Origin of the sequence: Thermosynechococcus sp. TG215 (assembly GCF_031583455.1) — a bacterium.
Lineage (GTDB): Bacteria > Cyanobacteriota > Cyanobacteriia > Thermosynechococcales > Thermosynechococcaceae > Thermosynechococcus.
Map to the genome: position 1 here is coordinate 1 of NZ_CP134178.1, position 15,033 is coordinate 15,033.

The following is a 15,033-nucleotide window of genomic DNA, read 5'->3' on the forward strand; positions in this document are numbered from 1 at the left end:
GTGATTAGCTCTGCCGAAGATCTCTGGCACCAAATTTTGGAGCGGTTGCAACTGTTGCTCAGTCGCCCGACGTTTGAAACTTGGATTAAAACAGCAACGGTGCAGTCCTTTGATGGCCAGACCCTGACGATTTGCACCCCCAATCCCTTTGCCCGCAATTGGCTGCAAAAGTACTATTTGAAAACCATTGCCGATGTGGCACGGGAAATTGTCGGTGAGGCGGTGGAGATTGAGCTGGCGATCGCCCAAGGGGCAGAGCATGACACCAGCATTCGCCCCACCAGTCGTGCTGAAGTAGAGGCTACCACCCCGCCCGCTCGTCATCGCGGCAGTGAACTGAATCCCAAGTATGTCTTTTCCCGCTATGTCGTTGGCCCCAATAATCGCATGGCCCATGCGGCCTGCTTGGCAGTGGCGGAATCACCGGGGCGGGAGTTTAATCCTCTCTTTCTCTGTGGCGGCGTTGGCTTGGGCAAGACCCATCTCATGCAGGCGATCGGTCACTATCGCTTGGAAATTGACCCCAATGCCAAGATTTTCTATGTCTCGACCGAGCAGTTTACGAATGATTTGATTGCCGCCATCCGCAAAGACAGTATGCAGAGCTTTCGCGAGCACTATCGGGCGGTGGATGTCATGCTCGTGGATGATATTCAATTTATTGAGGGCAAGGAATACACCCAAGAGGAGTTTTTTCACACCTTCAATACACTGCACGAGGCCGGTAAGCAGGTGGTTTTGGCCAGCGATCGTCCCCCCAGTCAAATTCCCCGCCTGCAAGAGCGCCTCTGCTCCCGCTTTTCCATGGGGCTGATCGCCGATATTCAACCCCCGGACTTGGAAACCCGCATGGCCATTCTCCAGAAAAAAGCGGAGTACGAAAATATCCGCCTGCCCCGCGATGTGATTGAGTATATTGCCGCCAGCTACACTTCCAATATTCGGGAACTAGAGGGGGCACTGATTCGAGCGGTGGCCTACATTTCCATTTCTGGGTTGCCGATGACGGTGGAAAATATTGCCCCCGTTCTGAGTCCAGCCATCCGCAAAATTGAGACCTCCCCAGAGGTGATCCTGAATGTGGTCTCTGAAGCCCTGAATGTGTCTATTAGTGATCTCAAGGGCAACTCCCGCCGTCGCGAAATTAGCATGGCGCGTCAAGTGGGTATGTATCTGATGCGCCAATACACGGGCTTGAGTCTGCCGAAAATTGGTGAAGAGTTTGGCGGCAAGGATCACACCACCGTCATGTATAGCTGTGACAAGGTGGCCGAACTGCAACGTACCGATCCAGAAATGGGCAGCCTGCTGCGACAACTCAGCGATCGCATTAACTTGGCCAGCCGTCCCACAGAGCCATAGTGCGCAGAGCCTTTCTATGCCAAGATAAAAACAGTCTTGAAAGGGGTATGAATGCACATCCTCATTCCCGCCGCCGGCATGGGTAAACGCATGGGGGCAGGCCACAATAAACTGCGCTTGCAACTCTTGGGTAAACCCCTGTTGGCATGGACATTGGCAGCGGTGGCTGCTGCGGAAGCGATTGAATGGATTGGCGTTATTGGCCAGCCAGAGGATTTTCCCACTTGGGAAGCACTCCTTGGGGACTTGAACCTACGGCAGCCCGTCCAGCTCATCGAAGGGGGTGAGACCCGTCAAGCCTCCGTTTTTAATGGGTTACAGGCACTTCCCGAAAGGGCTGAGCAGGTGCTGATCCACGATGGTGCCCGCTGCCTTGCCACCCCCGATCTGATCAACCGCTGTGCCCAAGCCCTAGAGACCTATGCCGGACTCATTGCCGCCGTGCCGGTCAAAGATACGATTAAAATTGTCAACCATGAAGGGGTTGTTGTCCAAACCCCAGAGCGGGACTCCCTGTGGGCCGCTCAAACTCCCCAAGGCTTTCGCGTCGAGCCGTTGCGTATTGCCCATGAAATGGCGGTGGTCAAAGGCTGGGAAGTTACAGATGATGCTGCCCTCTTTGAACGCCTAGGCTATGCCGTACATATTGTCTTGGGCGAAGAAACCAATCTCAAGATCACCACTCCCAGCGATCTCCCCCTTGCAGAACGAATCTTGCAGCATCGCCGGGAGCAAGGCCAAGGGGACACGATGCCCTAGGCCAAGGTTTCGGGACAGTAGCCCAAGCCTTGAATGAACTGCTTGCGAAACGCTTCGATGTCATCGTAGTTGGGGTAGCCGTGGGAAACGATCGCCACTTGATAACGGCGCATCACATCCACCATTGACTGTCCGGTTTCCAGTGCCCACAGTGCCATTTTCAGCGAAATCCCCGGTGTGTAGGGGAATCCCAATTCGTTCAAGAAGGCGCGGAAATTCCCTGCTTGTTCGTTGGAGAGGGGCGAATGCATTTTAATGCGAATCACCCACCCATCCACTTGATGAATGACTGTAACAAACTGTATTGGTAGCTTGGCGTATTCATGCAAGAATTGCACAACCCGCAGGGTAAGGCTGGCATTGCTGAGGTGATAGATGAAATCCATGGTGTTGACCTCTTACCCTTGATACTTTTATTGTCGGTGGCACCTAGAGCGATCGCCTAGGGGAATTGTCCGCGATTTGCTGGGGGAACCCCCCCTATCCTCAAGATTGAGATAATCGCTGCTGCGGCGTGCCACTGAGCAGATCATGGGCTGCCTGCAAAATCCTTGGAATCTTCTGCCGATGGGGACTCTTTTGCAAACAGGGGTCTAAATCCAAGTGCTTGACTTGGGCTGCATTGGCTCCAGGAAACCAGTGGCCGCCGTTGCCAAGCAAGTTATAGCGCATCCGCGCATAGTCCAGCAAATCGTAGGCCTGCACCAGATTCCACAGCCAGAGAATGGTGGGGATATTCACCTCACCGGGGGTGTGGCGATAGTCGGGCAATCCCTGATGCCAAGTGTGGTACCAGTCTTCCCCCAACCGCTCAATGGCGGCTTGCTCCAGTCGCGCCAAGATCGGCGGCAAAATTTCATCGGCCCGATCCAACAGATCGAGCACCTTGAGATGCTCATCAAAATCACTGGGGCGAGCAGCACCGACACTCAGGGTATGCACTTGGGGATGGGAGAGGCAAAACAAATCGTTAAAGACCATTGGGCTTAAGGGGGCACACAGTTCCACTAGGCGTTGGGGTGGCTTGTAGAGCATCCCCCCCTTATCCGCAGGGCTAATGATAAAGACGCCCATATCCCGCGCTTGGGCATCGAGGATGGCGGGCCAATTCTGCTGATTGATGTAGTACCAGTGCAGATTGACGTAGTCAAAGGCATCGCTGGCGATCGCCCGGCGGATCACCTCCAGACTGCCGTGGGTAGAAAAGCCAATGAAGCGGATCTTTCCTGCCGCTTGCCAGTCCCGTGCCACCTCTAGGCATCCCCCCGGTCGCAGCACCTGTTCCAGATGCTCTGGCAAATTAAGGCCATGAATCGCCAGCAAATCGATGTAGTCCAGCCGCAGATTACGCAGCGAGGTTTCCAAGGTTGCCCGAAATTCCTTGGCGGTGGGTCGCGGCCCCACTTTGGTTTGCACGATCAGCTTTTCGCGAGGCAGCCGCGGCAGAATTTTGCCCAACTGCACTTCTGAGGTGCCATAGCCGCGGGCGGTTTCAATATGATTAATGCCTAGCTCGACGGCTCGGCAAATCGTCGCCTCTAAATTGCGTTGATTTTCTTCTGGAATCGTACTCGGGCTGACATCCTGCCATGAAAACTGATAGCGCATGCCGCCACAGGAAAAGACAGGCATTGGTAATTGGGTGCGACCAAAGCGACGGTAGCGCATAGTCAACTCAATAAACGTTTCTTCATCATTGTCGCGAAATTCCCGATCCTGCGCTAACGGGGGCATGAGGGGCTGAGGCAGCGGCACTGAAGAGAGTATCCACAACATCCCTTGGTTTGGGCTAGGCTGGAAAAAAATGACAGCAATTATTTTGTATGTTCCAAGGGAAAAGCAATTCTCTCCTGCCTCTACTCCTTTCCTTGCTGGCCACCCTCGGCCTTTTGGGCATTGGTGCAGGGCTGGTGCTTCGCCTCATCAATAACGGCGAAATCATTGGCAATGGTGGTCTCAATCTCGGAACCAAGGGTCAATCCACGTTTACCCAAGTCAAGAATGTCCCCAGTGGTCTTTTTAATTATGGCGGTAGCACCACTTGGGCACCCATTCGCCGCGATGTGGATCCGCTGCTGCAGGCGGCTTGGCCCAATTTTCAACTGCGCTATGTGGATCCGCCCACTGGAACGCCGGGGTCGGGCAGTGGGATCCGCATGTTATTGAATCATCAACTGTCTTTCTCGCAATCTTCCCGTCCCCTCAAGGACGAAGAGCTAGCCAAGGCAGCGGCTCAGGGTATTAAATTAACTGCCATTCCTGTTGCCATTGATGGGCTGGCGATCGCTGTCAATCCGAGGCTAGAAATTCCCGGACTGACGGTGCAACAAGTGGTGGATATTTACACCGGCAAAGTAACCAATTGGCAACAGGTGGGCGGCCCCAACCAAAAGATTACCCCCTTCTCTCGCCGTCCGGAAGATGGTGGTACTGTTGAATACTTTATTCAGGAAGTGCTAGGGAAGCAGCCTTTTGGTCGCAATGTGGTCATGGTTCGCGATACCACCGATGGCCTACGGCGCGTCGCCGCGACACTGGGGGGTATTTATTATGCCTCTGCGCCGGAGGTCGTGGGTCAGTGCAGCATCCACCCGCTTCCCCTCGGCCGCCAAGCCAATGAGTACGTGCCTCCCTATCAAGATCCCTATGTTCCCCCTGAGCAGTGTCCCCAAGAGCGCAACCAACTGAATCAGCGTGCATTTCAAGAGGGGACGTATCCCATCACCCGCCGCCTATTTGTCATTACCAAGGAGGACAATAGCCTCGATGCCCAAGCAGGACGTGCCTACGCTGCACTCTTGCTCACGGATCAAGGGCAAGCCGCCATTGAAAAGGCAGGATTTGTGCGCCTGCGCTAGCGATCGCCCCCTGAACAGGGTTTTGGCTGAAATCAATATTCTGGCACCGCCACCCCAGATAATAGATCTGGCCACCTGCTTCTTAATCTGAATCCATGACCTACAAGCGACTCAGTGACAGCGAACGCCAGCGTGTCTTTCAACAGTACACCGCCGGACAAACGATCAAAGCTCTAGCAGCGGAATTTGGTGTGAGTGAAAACACCATTCGGCGTGTGATCAAACAAATGGAAGAAGAAGCGGCTGCCCCTGAAGCTCCCCTATTGGCGGTGGCTGCAACGGATGACATGTCAGAGGAAGAGGATCTAGAAGATGTAGAGACGGCAGAGGCCGTTGTCCTCGATGAGGATGACTACAGTGATGCAGAGGATGACGATCTCGAAGATGACGATGACGAGGAACTTGAGGGGGATATTCCCTTACCGGATCTCGCCGATGTAGAAGTGGTGCAGTCGGTGGAGGTCATTCCCCTTGCAGAAGCAGTGCTGCCCCGTCCTTGTTATGTTGTTGTGGATCGGCGGGCGGAACTGCTCACCCGTCCCCTAGAAGCCTTTCGCGGTTTAGGTGCCCTCTCTAGTGAGGAAGCGCAACAAAGTACCCTACCCATTTTCGATAGCCGCCCCGTGGCTCTACGCTATTCCCAGCAAAATCAACGCCTCTATAAGGCCAGTGATGTCCAGTGGCGCAAGACCGTTATTAAGGTGCCCGACGGCGAAATGCTGCGGAAAGTGCGCAGCTATCTTCAGTCCAAAGGGATTACCCGCTTGCTCTACCATGGACGAGTGTATGCCCTGGATTGAGGTAAGCTAGGGGGGGACAGCCCTTTTCTAAAACGTGGGGTTCCTCAAGGAGTAGTGATCAACCATAGCTTTGGCTCTTTCCAGAGTCTTGCGTACCTTGTGAAAAGGGCTGTTATCACGAGTGGGGGTGTCTCCCTTTCAGTGTTGGTAGATTAGGTAAAACCGATATGAAAGCAATGATCTTGGCGGCTGGAAAAGGCACGCGGGTACGCCCGATTACATACACCATTCCGAAGCCAATGATCCCAATTTTGCAAAAACCGGTGATGGAGTTTTTGGTAGAACTTTTGCGGCAGCATGGGTTTACTGAAATTATGGTGAACGTTAGTCACCTAGCCCACGAAATTGAAAGCTATTTTCAGGATGGCCAACGCTTTGGTGTGGAGATTGCCTACTCCTTTGAGGGCTATATCAAGGATGGCGAACTCGTGGGCAAAGCCCTAGGCTCTGCGGGGGGGATCAAGCGAATTCAAGATTTTCACCCCTTTTTTGATGACACCTTTGTGGTGCTGTGTGGGGATGCCCTCATTGACTTGGATTTGACGGCAGCGGTGGCTTGGCATCGCCAAAAGGGGGCGATCGCTACCGTGATTATGAAAACAGTCCCCAAAGAGGATGTCTCTAGCTATGGCGTCGTCGTCACCGATAAGAGCGATCGCATTATCGCTTTTCAAGAAAAACCTAGCGTTGAAGAAGCCCTGAGCAACAATATCAACACGGGAATTTATATTTTTGAGCCAGAAATTCTCGACTACATTCCCTCCAACCAGGAATACGACATTGGCAGCCAGCTGTTCCCTAAATTGGTGGAAATGGGTGCCCCCTTCTATGGCCTAGCAATGGACTTTGAATGGATTGATATTGGTAAAGTCCCCGATTACTGGCAAGCGGTGCGCGGCGTTCTTGAGGGCACAATTAAAAATGTCTCGATTCCCGGCCATGAGCAGTTCCCCGGCATTTATACCGGGCTGAATGTGGCGGTCAACTGGGATAAAGTCACAATTCAAGGCCCTGTATACATTGGCGGCATGACCAAGATTGAAGATGGGGCAACGATTATTGGGCCGACGATGATTGGCCCCAATTGCCACATTTGTAGCGGTGCTGTCGTCGATAACTGTGTGATTTTTGAGTATTCCCGCCTTGGTTCGGATGTGCGTCTTGTGGATAAGCTGGTCTTTGGCCGCTACTGTGTTGACAAAACAGGTACGACGATTGATCTCAAGGCTGCTGCCCTCGATTGGCTAATTACCGATTCACGGCAAACGGATATTCAGCCGAGTCCCCTCGAGTTGAAGGAGATTGTGTCTTAGAACTGGCTCTATGCCCATAACATTTGCGAATCAGTTGCAAAGCGGTTTTACCCTTTTTCTGAGCCTACTGGTGGAGGCAGTGCCGTTTCTGCTGCTGGGCATTTTGCTCTCTAGCGCGCTGCTGCTATTTGTAGATGAGCAGGCGCTCATTCGTCGCTTGCCGCGATCGCCCCTGCTGGGGGCCTTGGTCGGCAGTTGCATTGGCTTTCTTTTTCCAGTGTGTGAGTGTGGCAATGTGCCGGTGGCGCGGCGATTATTGGTGCAAGGACTGCCTACATCCGTGGCCATTGGTTTTTTGTTGGCAGCACCGACAATCAACCCGATTGTGATTTGGGCAACGTGGACGGCCTTTCGTGATCAACCGGAAATTGTCGTCTTTCGCGTCCTCTTTTCGCTAGCGATCGCCACCCTTATTGGCTGGGTTTTTAGTTTCCAAAAGGATCTAACCCCCTTTTTGCAGCCCACCGTCACCAGTCTCATGCGTCGTCCCCAGCCTCAAGCAGCCACTATACCGGCCTTGCTCCAGTCAGGCACCTACCTGTTGGGAACCCCCGGCCAACCCCTTGCCATGGAAACTCTCACGCTTGCGCCACCGACTGCAACGATGCCTTGGCAGCAGCGTCTGCCCCAAGTCCTGGAGAATGTGGTGCAGGAATTTCGCGAATTGGGGGGAATTTTAGTCCTCGGTAGCCTAGTGGCGACTCTTATTCAGGTGGCGGCTCCCCGCGAACTCATTCTCAGCCTTGGCCAAGGGCCGGTGATCTCGATTGTGGCAATGATGATCTTGGGCACAGTGATTTCCATTTGCTCGACGGTTGATGCCTTTTTTGCCCTTGCCTTTGCTGCCACGTTTACGCCGGGGTCAATTCTCGCTTTTCTTGTCCTCGGACCGATGGTAGATCTCAAGGGGCTGGGATTACTGCTGACGATTTTTCGCCCCCGTGCTCTAATTTACCTCTTTCTGTTGGTGGCACAATTGACGTTTTCCCTTTGTTTGTTTTTGAATTTGCAGTGGAGTTAGCCGTGGTTGTTAAGCCAGAGTGGTTACGGGTCAAAGCACCCCAGTGGCAGCGGGTCGGTTCCGTCAAGGAACTGTTGCGGGACTTAAACCTCAATACCGTTTGCGAAGAGGCCTCTTGCCCCAATATTGGTGAATGTTTCCATGAGGGAACGGCGACATTTTTAATGATGGGGCCAGCTTGCACCCGCGCTTGTCCTTACTGCGATATTGATTTTGCGAAAAAGCCACTGCCCTTGGATGCCACTGAACCCCAGCGACTGGCGGAAGCAGTGGTGCGAATGCGGCTCAATCATGTTGTCATTACCTCGGTAAATCGGGATGACTTGGCTGATGGTGGTGCCTCTCAGTTTGTGGCCACGATTCAGGCTGTGCGGGCGCGATCGCCCCAAACAACCATTGAAGTGCTCATTCCCGATCTCTGTGGCAATTGGCAGGCCTTAGATCAAATTCTCGCCGCCAGTCCCGAAGTGCTGAACCACAACACCGAAACCGTGCCCCGTCTCTATCGGCGGGTGCGTCCCCAAGGCAACTATCAGCGCAGTCTGGAACTGCTGCAACGGGTGCGCGATCGCGCCCCTTGGATCTACTCAAAGTCAGGCATGATGGTGGGTTTGGGAGAAACCCCTGAGGAAGTGGCGGCAGTGATGGCGGATCTGCGTCAAGTGGGCTGCGACATTCTCACGATTGGCCAGTATCTGCAGCCGAGTCCGAAACACTTACCCGTGCAGGCTTTTATTCCACCAGAGCAATTTGAAGCATGGCGGCAGCTTGGCGAATCCATGGGCTTTTTGCAGGTGGTCTCCTCTCCCCTCACCCGTAGTTCCTACCACGCCGAGCAGGTGCGTGCCCTGATGCAACAGTATCCCCGCCAGCGTCCTGCAACAAACCTCCTCGGATAAATTTATTGCAATTTAATCGCAACTAAGCTAGGCTAAGCAATAGGAAAAATCTGCATTAAAAAACCCCCTTGGGTGGGGGCGTTTTATGGACAACCGTGATCTTGCATTAAGGTTCGTTAACCTAAATTGCGAAAGACTACGCCTTCAGGCTGTCGTTGGCCAAGAAATGACCAATGTGGTAGGCACGCTCCTCCGTTTTCAGCAGGATTTGGTCATAGAGGTAGGCAGTGGCGCGATCGCCCAAACTCTCTGCTTGGGTAGCCTGTTGCCGCAGAACACCAATGATTGCCTGTTCGGCCTGCAAATCATTAGTGAGCATTTGGCGGCAATTAAAAGCCCCCTCCGGTTCAGGGGTAAAGCAGCAGAGCGTGGCCAACTGTTGAAAACCGGCCACAGGCACGCCCCCCAGACCATTCAGACGTTCACCCAAGTCATGGACGTGACCTTGCACCTGTTCATAGCAGTCTTGGAAAAACTGATGCAGTGGATAAAATTCTGCCCCCTCAACCACAAAATGATGCTTTTGGTACTGCAAATACAGGGCTTGAAAACTGGCCAAGAGGCGATTCATCCCCTCACAGATGGGCGTAGTGGTGGCTTTCTCCAGCAGTACAACGGTATCTTTCATCTCGCCAAAGGCTTGGCGCGGCAATGCACTGGTCGTCATAGCACGATGCTCCTTTGCGGACACTAGTGAGCTAACCAACTTAGCTCTGACAGCCCGATCCTAAACTACCTTTCTGTACATTTTCAATAGTGGAGTGCTTATTGAATGTCTATAAACCCCCACCTTATTGCAGTTCAGTGGCAATTACGCTGGCCAATCTACCAACGGTTGATTGATCTAGAGGTGCCCTGTGACTATGCTCCCTATCAACCCCTGAGGGTCGAGGTCAACTCCCCCTTAGCTGCCTTACAGGTGTGGTCAGTGGTGCGCCAAGTCTCTGCCCCTCGCGAGACCTTGATAGACTGGCTCGAAAACTGTTGGCAGTACTCTTTGACCACCTTGAGTGAGTATCACAATCCTGCTGAGTCCTAGGGGAATGTACAACCCGCAGGTGGTGCAGCACTGAATATGGCAGGCGTGATATTGGTAACTGTTCCAGTTATGTTGATGGCCACATTACCATTGTTCAGGCTGAGATTAAGAGAATCAACAATACGGAGGCTGCTACTACCACTACGTAGTAACTCGAAACCTGCACCACTTGTTTGGACATTACTAAATACGTTTGCACACAGGGTTGCACTATTAACAGCCCGCAGCTGTAAACTTTTCGTGGTAGAATTCCCTTGAGTGAGGGTGTTATTGTTGACTGTGGCATTGAGGCGAGAAGTATTCTGAGCACGCAGTCGCACTGCTTCACCACCAGCTGTTGCTTGGATACTGTTATTGCTAACCTCAAGTTGCAAGCTAGCATTGTTAGTGGTATCGATTTCTATCCCGCGATCGCTGACACCAGAAAGCTGATTCCCCACAATTCTGACTTGTGCAGGGGTTGGACTTGCAGCCGTTGTTGTGAACTCAATGTCAATGCCGTCATTACCATTGCCAATATTTTGGATCACATTATTTTCAATGTTTAGTACCACCTGTCCCGCACTATTCGACTCTAGGGTGATGGCATCATCATTGAGGATGTTGCGTATCTCATTGTTGCGAATTGTAATGTTTGCGCTAGGAGGTGCAATTGGAGCCGCACTGCTGACAATATCAAACGTCATCCCCGCATCAGAAATATTGTTAACCACGTTATTTTCTAGAACGGCTGTGAGGTTGGCACCATCGCCAATATTGAAGTCAATGCCATCACTGCCGTCGGTACCTGTACCAATGTTGCGAATCTGATTGTTCCGAACGATAACAGTTGCACTCGCGGGAGCCGCACAGTTCGCAAACTGATTGTCACTGAAACGGTCAGCCACAGCAAAGCTATCGCCACGGCAGAGGTTAAATTCAATTCCATCCACACGATTACCTGGCGTCAAGTTGTTTTCAGTCACGTTATCTTCGATGGTAATGTTGGCGTTGCCACGATTGTTGCGAATGAAGATGCTAGCTTCGAGGTTAGTATCTGTTGCTGTTTGGCCAACATTACGGACAGTGTTGCCACGAATAGTTACATTTCCAAGGGCATTATCTAGGCCAATTCCCTCACCAATACCACCATTAACAGTGTTATTTTCAATCGTTGCGTTGGTGCTTTCAGTAATACTGATGCCACGGCGGTTAAAGGCAGGGGCAGTTGTGCTCGTAATTGTAACGGTATTATTGCGAACCACAGGGGATTGTACATTTTGCAAGATAATACCTGCGGCATTTGTAACGGTGATGGTATTGTTGTTAACCGTAGGCGTCAATACAGAGTTATTTTGACCACGTAAGCGAATTGCTTCGCCTGTATTGGTTAAGGTGTTGTTGCTGATTTCAATTGCTAAGCGAGCATTATTAGTGGTGTCCACTTCAATCCCGCGATCGCTAATGTTATTCAGTTGATTCCCCACAATTCTGACTTGTGCAGGGGTTGGACTTGCAGCCGTTGTTGTGAACTCAATGTCAATGCCGTCATTACTATTGCCAATATTTTGGATTACATTATTTTCAATGTTTAGTACCACTTGTCCTGCACTGTTGGACTCTAGCGTGATGGCATCATCATTGAGGATGTTGCGTATCTCATTGTTGCGAATTATGATGTTTGCGCTGGGAGGTGCAATTGGAGCCGCACTGCTGACAATATCAAACGTCATCCCCGCATCAGAAATATTGTTAACCACGTTATTTTCTAGAACGGCTGTGAGGTTGGCACCATCGCCAATATTGAAGTCAATGCCATCACTGCCGTCGGTACCTGTACCAATGTTGCGAATCTGATTGTTCCGAACGATAACAGTTGCACTCGCGGGAGCCGCACAGTTCGCAAACTGATTGTCACTGAAACGGTCAGCCACAGCAAAGCTATCGCCACGGCAGAGGTTAAATTCAATTCCATCCACACGATTACCTGGCGTCAAGTTGTTTTCAGTCACGTTATCTTCGATGGTAATGTTGGCGTTGCCACGATTGTTGCGAATGAAGATGCTAGCTTCGAGGTTAGTATCTGTTGCTGTTTGGCCAACATTACGGACAGTGTTGCCGCGAATAGTTACATTTCCAAGGGCATTATCTAGGCCAATTCCCTCACCAATACCACCATTAACAGTGTTATTTTCAATCGTTGCGTTGGTGCTTTCAGTAATGCTGATGCCACGGCGGTTAAAGGCAGGGGCAGTTGTGCTCGTAATTGTAACGGTATTATTGCGAACCACAGGGGATTCAGCATTGACTAAAATGATGCCACTGCCATTGGTACTCGTAATTTGGTTATTGGTAATTTGTACACCAGTACTATTCGTTATACTGATGCCGTTGGCATTGATGGTTGTAATTTGATTGTTGAGAATACGCGGTGGATTGACGTTATTACCAATAATCGCAGGTTGGCCGGCAGGCGGTGTAATATTGAAGCCATCAATTGTATTATTCTTAGCTAAAACAATAGTGGCAGCTATAATAGGCTGTTGGTTAATCGGTGTGAGCGCAGGAATAGTAATCGTTCCAAGTGTACTAGGAAGTTGTCGATTCACAGTTGCTGAAAGCAGTTGAACTCCATCTTGGAGATTAATAATGCCTTGACCTGCGGTATTGCCATCCGTATCGGCAACACCAACCAAGACAATGTCATTTTGAGCAAGGGGTAAATCATTAATACGGGCAGCGCTACCTGCTCCAGTATCAACTGTAAAAACTCGATAGGGTTGACCTATGGCAGGATTAATTGCTGCAATTTGATCCTGAACCAGTTCGTTATCAACGGTAATAAAGCTGAGACGCTCTGGAGATTCACCTAGACGGGCTGCTACATTTTGACCCTGTTCTGGAGCACGGCGGCGACTACCTGCGACACCGGGAAAAGAAACCCCAATTCCAAACCAAGCTTTCGTGCCAAAGCGATCATCATTTTGCACTGTTGCACTGAGGCTGAGGTACTCAATAGGGCGGGTAGCTAAACGGGCACGGACGCCAACAAAATCAGCAATACTCTCACCGCTGTAGTAGTATAAACCTGCGTAACCCCGCAGATAGTCTTTACCTAATGGAACCAATCGGGTTCCTACTTCAAAGTCAAAACCCGTCAGCGCTTCTTGGAAAAGGCGATCGCGATCAAGAAGAATCTGGTTGTTTTGAATGGTGCCGATTGAACCCACTGCTTGATTGAGAAGGACTTGCCGAGTCCCTAGGGGGATATAGCCGTTTATACGGACATCAACATCTCCCAAGAGTTCCAGACCAAGCCCAAGCTGGTTAAAACCTGCATCTCCCGTGTTGCGAAAATCGTAGGATAGGTAGCCACCAAGGGCAAATTTCTGATTGCCTGTCAGGGCACGGTAGCCAAGGGTCAAATTGTACCCCAAGGCTGTATTGGGCGTGGCCATGAGGAGTTTGCCTTCAAAGAAGCCGACGCTAGCACCCTGCTGTTGAAAGAACGGAATAAATGTTTCTGCACTGAGGTAGTGATCAAAACCAGCGCCTTCACTATTGAAGCGAATCGTTCCACGGGGCTGGATTCGAGGCCCTAACATTTCCTCTGCTGATGACTGGCCAACGGCTGCATTGTTCAATCCCAAAATGATGCCCAAGCCAACTAGGCAGCTTCCTAGAAGCTTCCCCCAAGAACGCATATACACTCCTCAACACACAATTCGGCAGTCACACCTCACCTGCGACTGCTTTTTGTTCCTCGACTCAAGATATTGGCTTGTATTTAAGTGGCGATAAAGATTTGTTTAGCTGAACGTTAAGGAATTAAACGCAACAATCGGCCATTTTGGGCATCGTCGGTGAGAACGTACAGGTAACCATCGGGGCCTTGGCGCACATCCCGTACCCGCTGACCTATCGGAATGCATCCTTGGCTTGCAACAGCATTGTTAGTATTGACTCGAATTTTGCGCACATCTTGGGAGACGAGACCGCCGGCAAAAAGGGCACCTTGCCACTGGGGAGCGCGATCGCCCCGATAAACTGCTAGCCCTGAAGGCGCAATGGCCGGTGTCCACACCACCAAAGGATCCACCATTCCCGGCCGGCGCCGCTCTGGGGTAATTTCTGCCCCCCAATACTCACGGCTATAGGTGACCACTGGCCAACCATAGTTGGCACCACGCTCAATGCGATTGAGTTCATCACCACCAAGGGAGCCGTGCTCCGTTGACCACACCGTTTCTGTGACTGGATCAACCACCAGTCCTTGGATATTGCGGTGGCCGTAGCTCCAGAGTTCGGGGGTGGCCGTGGCATCGCCCACAAAAGGATTGTCCTCCGGCACAGTGCCATCGTCCCGCAGGCGAATAATTTTGCCCAAATGACTGCGGCGGTTTTGGGCTTGCTCGCGAATTAATTTGCCTTCCAGTTCAATTGGGGGATTGCCGCCATCGCCAATGGCCATGAGCAATGTGCCGTCGGGGAGCCAAGCCAAGCGGGAGCCAAAATGCTGTGCCCCAGTTTTCGCTTGCGAGACTTCAAAGAGAACTGTCACCTCTTCAAGGCGATCGCCCACCAGACGCCCCCGTGCTAGGCGAGTACGATTCGCGGATGCTGTGCCATGGGCATAGGTAAGATAAACCCAATTGTTTTCAGCAAAGCGGGGGTGAAGGGCGACATCCAATAAGCCCCCTTGGCCTTGGCCAAAGACCGGCGGCACGCCACGAATAGGTGAACCCAAACGCCCTTGGTGAAATCGCCGCAACCGTCCGCGGCGCTCAGTAATCAACGCACTGCCATCCGGCAGCCAAGTTACTGCCCAAGGATGCTCTAACTCTTCAACAACGGTTTCAATGCGTACCGCCAGTGTTGGTGGTGGCTGCGATTCTAACAGGGGTTCAGCGGTTGATAAGGGTAACGGGGTATCCGACTGCGCAATGGGACTACAGCCTAGGAATACCCCGATCGCCCCCATGAGGGGGAGTAATTTGACAAAT

General features: G+C 51.7%; 13 protein-coding genes. 8 read left to right on the forward strand and 5 right to left on the reverse strand.

Features of this window, described 5'->3' with window-relative positions; translation table 11 throughout:
• Positions 1-1,362 (forward strand): chromosomal replication initiator protein DnaA, encoded by a 1,362-nt coding sequence (gene dnaA, locus RHJ02_RS00005; protein ID WP_206200529.1) that lies wholly within the window; start codon positions 1-3, stop codon positions 1,360-1,362.
• A 51-nt stretch (positions 1,363-1,413) separates the two neighbouring features.
• Positions 1,414-2,121 carry a 2-C-methyl-D-erythritol 4-phosphate cytidylyltransferase gene (gene ispD / locus RHJ02_RS00010; protein ID WP_302678509.1) on the forward strand — a complete coding sequence of 236 codons (708 nt, stop codon included), beginning with the start codon at positions 1,414-1,416 and terminating at the stop codon, positions 2,119-2,121.
• On the opposite strand, the gene RHJ02_RS00015 is transcribed toward ispD, so the two are convergent.
• Together RHJ02_RS00015 and RHJ02_RS00020 are read right to left on the reverse strand one after the other, a co-directional pair.
• Positions 2,118-2,507 carry a hypothetical protein gene (locus RHJ02_RS00015; RefSeq protein ID WP_206200531.1) on the reverse strand — a complete coding sequence of 130 codons (390 nt, stop codon included), beginning with the start codon at positions 2,505-2,507 and terminating at the stop codon, positions 2,118-2,120. The two genes, ispD and RHJ02_RS00015, sit on opposite strands and share 4 nt — an antisense overlap.
• 100 nt (positions 2,508-2,607) lie before the next feature.
• Entirely contained in the window at positions 2,608-3,789 is a 1,182-nt protein-coding gene (locus tag RHJ02_RS00020) for an aldo/keto reductase (RefSeq protein ID WP_206201545.1), read from the reverse strand.
• A 155-nt stretch (positions 3,790-3,944) separates the two neighbouring features.
• Here RHJ02_RS00020 and RHJ02_RS00025 point away from each other — a divergent pair, with 155 nt between their 5' ends.
• The 5 genes from RHJ02_RS00025 to lipA all read left to right on the forward strand — a co-directional run bounded on the left by RHJ02_RS00025 (position 3,945) and on the right by lipA (position 9,012).
• Complete coding sequence (locus tag RHJ02_RS00025) at positions 3,945-4,979, forward strand: PstS family phosphate ABC transporter substrate-binding protein (RefSeq protein WP_206200532.1); 1,035 nt, start codon at positions 3,945-3,947, stop codon at positions 4,977-4,979.
• A gap of 95 nt (positions 4,980-5,074) precedes the next feature.
• On the forward strand, positions 5,075-5,779 hold the full coding sequence (locus RHJ02_RS00030; RefSeq protein WP_310800305.1) for a helix-turn-helix domain-containing protein: 705 nt from the start codon (positions 5,075-5,077) through the stop codon (positions 5,777-5,779).
• A 167-nt stretch (positions 5,780-5,946) separates the two neighbouring features.
• Entirely contained in the window at positions 5,947-7,092 is a 1,146-nt protein-coding gene (locus RHJ02_RS00035; protein ID WP_206200534.1) for a sugar phosphate nucleotidyltransferase, read from the forward strand.
• A gap of 10 nt (positions 7,093-7,102) precedes the next feature.
• Positions 7,103-8,113: a permease gene (locus RHJ02_RS00040; protein ID WP_302676898.1), complete on the forward strand. Its 1,011-nt coding sequence runs from the start codon at positions 7,103-7,105 to the stop codon at positions 8,111-8,113.
• A 2-nt stretch (positions 8,114-8,115) separates the two neighbouring features.
• Positions 8,116-9,012, forward strand: coding sequence for a lipoyl synthase (gene lipA / locus RHJ02_RS00045; protein WP_206201546.1), 897 nt, complete (start codon positions 8,116-8,118; stop codon positions 9,010-9,012).
• A 136-nt stretch (positions 9,013-9,148) separates the two neighbouring features.
• Here the strand turns inward: lipA and RHJ02_RS00050 are convergent, their stop codons facing one another.
• Positions 9,149-9,679: a Dps family protein gene (locus tag RHJ02_RS00050; protein WP_302676899.1), complete on the reverse strand. Its 531-nt coding sequence runs from the start codon at positions 9,677-9,679 to the stop codon at positions 9,149-9,151.
• Positions 9,680-9,784: 105 nt separating this feature from the next.
• Here RHJ02_RS00050 and RHJ02_RS00055 point away from each other — a divergent pair, with 105 nt between their 5' ends.
• Positions 9,785-10,051, forward strand: coding sequence for an Asr1405/Asl0597 family protein (locus RHJ02_RS00055; protein ID WP_302678513.1), 267 nt, complete (start codon positions 9,785-9,787; stop codon positions 10,049-10,051).
• Here the strand turns inward: RHJ02_RS00055 and RHJ02_RS00060 are convergent.
• Together RHJ02_RS00060 and RHJ02_RS00065 are read right to left on the reverse strand one after the other, a co-directional pair.
• Entirely contained in the window at positions 10,048-13,692 is a 3,645-nt protein-coding gene (locus RHJ02_RS00060) for a right-handed parallel beta-helix repeat-containing protein (protein WP_310800306.1), read from the reverse strand. The two genes, RHJ02_RS00055 and RHJ02_RS00060, sit on opposite strands and share 4 nt — an antisense overlap.
• Positions 13,693-13,850: 158 nt before the next feature.
• Entirely contained in the window at positions 13,851-15,011 is a 1,161-nt protein-coding gene (locus RHJ02_RS00065) for a PQQ-dependent sugar dehydrogenase (protein WP_399379853.1), read from the reverse strand.
• Between the last annotated feature and the right edge of the window lie 22 nt (positions 15,012-15,033).

Coding starts and splice junctions, on each gene's coding strand:
- RHJ02_RS00050 (WP_302676899.1), bottom strand. CDS start 9,679: ATGACGACCAGTGCATTGCCGCGCCAAGCCTTTGGCGAGATGAAAGAT.
- RHJ02_RS00015 (WP_206200531.1), bottom strand. CDS start 2,507: ATGGATTTCATCTATCACCTCAGCAATGCCAGCCTTACCCTGCGGGTT.
- ispD (WP_302678509.1), top strand. CDS start 1,414: ATGCACATCCTCATTCCCGCCGCCGGCATGGGTAAACGCATGGGGGCA.
- RHJ02_RS00020 (WP_206201545.1), bottom strand. CDS start 3,789: ATGCGCTACCGTCGCTTTGGTCGCACCCAATTACCAATGCCTGTCTTT.
- RHJ02_RS00025 (WP_206200532.1), top strand. CDS start 3,945: ATGTTCCAAGGGAAAAGCAATTCTCTCCTGCCTCTACTCCTTTCCTTG.
- RHJ02_RS00055 (WP_302678513.1), top strand. CDS start 9,785: ATGTCTATAAACCCCCACCTTATTGCAGTTCAGTGGCAATTACGCTGG.
- RHJ02_RS00040 (WP_302676898.1), top strand. CDS start 7,103: ATGCCCATAACATTTGCGAATCAGTTGCAAAGCGGTTTTACCCTTTTT.
- RHJ02_RS00030 (WP_310800305.1), top strand. CDS start 5,075: ATGACCTACAAGCGACTCAGTGACAGCGAACGCCAGCGTGTCTTTCAA.
- RHJ02_RS00035 (WP_206200534.1), top strand. CDS start 5,947: ATGAAAGCAATGATCTTGGCGGCTGGAAAAGGCACGCGGGTACGCCCG.
- RHJ02_RS00065 (WP_399379853.1), bottom strand. CDS start 15,011: ATGGGGGCGATCGGGGTATTCCTAGGCTGTAGTCCCATTGCGCAGTCG.